Annotated in this window: 3 protein-coding genes and 1 pseudogene; 1 reads left to right on the forward strand and 3 read right to left on the reverse strand. The window is 54.0% G+C overall.

The genetic code is table 11. The annotated features are described in order from the left end of the window. From L691_RS0122060 to ftsE, 3 genes are all read right to left on the reverse strand, one after another. Positions 1-982, reverse strand: a 982-nt coding sequence (locus tag L691_RS0122060) for a coiled-coil domain-containing protein (RefSeq protein WP_198023090.1), incomplete at its 3' end; no start/stop codon positions are given. A 3-nt stretch (positions 983-985) separates the two neighbouring features. Next, entirely contained in the window at positions 986-1,900 is a 915-nt protein-coding gene (ftsX, locus tag L691_RS0122065; RefSeq protein WP_025692478.1) for a permease-like cell division protein FtsX, read from the reverse strand. Continuing rightward, on the reverse strand, positions 1,890-2,576 hold the full coding sequence (gene ftsE / locus L691_RS0122070) for a cell division ATP-binding protein FtsE (RefSeq protein ID WP_025692479.1): 687 nt from the start codon (positions 2,574-2,576) through the stop codon (positions 1,890-1,892). The genes ftsX and ftsE overlap by 11 nt, the downstream gene beginning before the upstream one ends. A 284-nt stretch (positions 2,577-2,860) precedes the next feature. Between ftsE and L691_RS0122075 the strand changes: the two are divergent. Then, positions 2,861-3,214: pseudogene (locus tag L691_RS0122075) on the forward strand (VanW family protein); the annotation flags it as partial.

Raw genomic sequence — 3,214 nt, forward strand, 5'->3', positions numbered from 1 at the left:
TGCCCACGGGCAGCAGCAGCGGTCCGCTGCCGCTGGCGTAGGTGCTGCTTGAGTCATCGCCGCCATGCTCCGCGTCCGAATCCCCGGAGCTGCTGGCCGCTGCCGCCGCTGCTCTTCTCGCCGCTTCCTCGGCCGCCCTTTTCGCTGCCGCCGCCTTGGCCGCCGCCGCTCTTCTCGCTGCCTCTTCAGCCCTCAGCTTGTCCTTCTGGTCTTCGAGCGCCGCCCGCTGGCTTGCTAACTGTACCAACTTGGTGTTCTGCTCCTGGCTGATATCCTCCGCATCTTCGATGGCCTTGCCGTAATAAGCGATCAGCTCCTGCTTCTCGGCTTCCTTCTCCTTTAATACGCCCCGCTGTGATTCCAGATCAGTGTACAGCTGCTTGGCCTGGGCGTACTGCCCTTCAAGCTCTTTCTTCTTTTGGGTAACGGTCGCCTCGTCCCGCTTATGCTGGTCCAGCAAATCCTGGTCCTGGTCCACGATTAGCTTAAGCGAATCCGCGCGCTCAAGGAAATCCGAGAAGCTCTTGGAAGAGAGCAGCACGTCGAGGTAAGACACCGCTCCATCCGTATACATGAGACGCACACGGGATTCAATCAGCTTCTGCCGCGAATCCACCCGCTCCTGCGCAGCGTCCAGTTCGGAAGCCGTTGTCTTCAGCGACTGCTCGGTGTTATCGATTTTGGCGGATATCTGCTTCATTTCGCCCTTCACCAATTGAATCTGCCCGAGCACATATTGCAGATTCTGGTTCGTTTTATTTTTGTAGTGCTGAGCCTGTTGCCCTTGGGCAGCCGCTTTTTCCTGCTGCGATTTCGCGTTCTTCACATCCTGCTTCAGCTGCTTCAGCTGCTTGTCGATTTCGGCGACGGTTGGTTTCTTGGCATATCCTTCAGAGGGCTGGAACATTACGGCAGACAGCAGCAATACGGCTAAACTGGCGGCTATTTTTCTCAACTCACGTTCCCCGTCCTTTGTCTTCATAATTCAGATCTTCAAAAACTTGCGGATGGACACGGTGCTTCCCCAAATACCAATCAGCACCCCAAGTCCGACCAATAGACCGCTCAGCTGCATCCAGATATCGGTAAAGGGCAGTAGTCTCCACCCCATCAGCGGATCACCCTTCATGGATGTATTCAGACCGGAATACCCGGCATATAATACCCCAACGGTAATAAGTGAGCCCAGCAGCCCAATCAGCGCGCCTTCGATAAAAAACGGCCAGCGGATAAAGGCATTCGTCGCCCCCACCAGCTTCATAATTCCGATCTCCTTGCGGCGGGCCAGTATGGTTACCCGGATCGTATTGGAAATCAGGAACATCGACATGACACCGAGCCCTGCGACAAAAACAAACCCGACGTTGCGGATCGTGCGCGTGATTTTGAAGAGAGTCTCCACGGCGCCCTCCCCATATTTCACCTTGTAGATCGGTTTCTCGGGGTGGGTATCGTTCAGCGCCTTGATCTTATCCGCCACAAACGGCACGGTCGTCGCCTTCACCACTTCCACCCGGAAAGCGTCATTGAGCGGGTTATTATCCTTGTCAAACCCTTCCAGTATGTTGTCGGCATCCGGCCCCAAATCCTTGCGCAGCTCTTCCAGCCCCTGATCTTTGGGAACGAACTCGATTTTGCTGACCTCGGGCATGCTGCCGATCTCATTCTGGAGCGTCTCACGCAGCGCTTGATTCGTCTCCAGCGTCAAATGAACGGTGATCTGCACTTGACTGTCCGCCTTGTCCGCCAGCGAGTTCACATTTAATACCAATAAAATAAAGACGCCCAGCACGAGCAAGGAGACGACAATGGATGTGATGGAGGCCACCGACATCCAGCCATTGCGGAATACGTTCTTGAAGCCTTCCCGCACATGCCGCAAGAAGGTTTTAAAACTCATATCCGTATTCTCCTCTCAGCTGGTCTCTGACGAGCAGTCCATGCTCGATGGCCAGAACGCGTTTGCGCATTTTGTTCACGATATCCCGGTTATGGGTGGCCATAACTATCGTTGTGCCGCGAAAATTAATTTCATCCAGCAGCTGCATAATGCCCCATGACGTCTCCGGGTCCAAATTGCCTGTAGGCTCGTCTGCCACAATGACCGAAGGATTGTTGACGATTGCCCGGGCGATGGCGATCCGCTGCTGTTCCCCGCCGGAGAGCTGGGAAGGCTCGCGATTCGCTTTGGAACGCAGGCCCACCAGATCGAGCACTTCGTTCACCCGTTTCTTGATCTGCTTTTTCGGCGCTTCGATAACCTCCATCGCAAACGCGACATTTTCAAAAGCCGTCAGCTTCGGAAGCAGCCTAAAATCCTGGAATACTACGCCGATATTGCGGCGCACGTAGGGGATTTTGCGCGGCTTCAGCTTGCCGATATTGAACCCCCCCACGGAAATCTGCCCCTTGGTCGGTGCTTCTTCTCTATAAATCAATTTCATGAATGTCGATTTGCCCGCGCCCGACGGGCCGACGATATATACGAATTCGTTGCGGTCGATTTTGACCGACACTCCTTGAAGTGCATGGGTGCCATTTGGATATGTCTTCCAGATATCCTGCATTTCGATCATCTTTATCACTTCCCGATTCTGACTTATCCGTTCCACGCTCTTCGGCATTCACTGTAAAGCTTTCATTAACTGCGATATGGCCACAGACGTATCTATTGTAACAAATCCGTAACTGCTTGAGTACCCGAAAGTTTTGCTGGGACCCTGCATATATTTGAATGATCCAGCCTGGGCCCGCGTCCCTATAACTATATCGGCATGGCGGACCCTATTTCTAAAGACCTATGCAGTAGAACCGGCGCCTCCCGGCGCAAATTTTCGGTATCAGAGGAGACGACATTGCGATGAGAAAAACACATGGCGCCCTGATTGCGCTAATCGGACTGATTTTAGCGGCTTCGCTAGTATACGGGGGGCTGTATTTATATGCAGACCAGCGCAGCGTTCCGAAGGGGACAATGCTTGCAGGCTGGAATGTCGGCGGAATGGATATCGCGAAGGTGCGTGCGGGACTGGACCGGAAGCTGCAAGCGCTGCATGAAATTCCGATCACACTAACGGGATACGGGGAGACGGAAATTCGGATTACATTTAAGGAAGCTGGGGTTACATATCATGCCGACGGGTTTCTGCAGAGCCTGAACCGGCTGACGGACGGGAGTCTGCTGGAGCGGGTCAAGGCCCGCCGCAGTTTTGCG

The organism is Paenibacillus zanthoxyli JH29, from assembly GCF_000520715.1.
In the GTDB taxonomy this organism is placed as follows: Bacteria; Bacillota; Bacilli; order Paenibacillales; family Paenibacillaceae; genus Paenibacillus_AQ; species Paenibacillus_AQ zanthoxyli.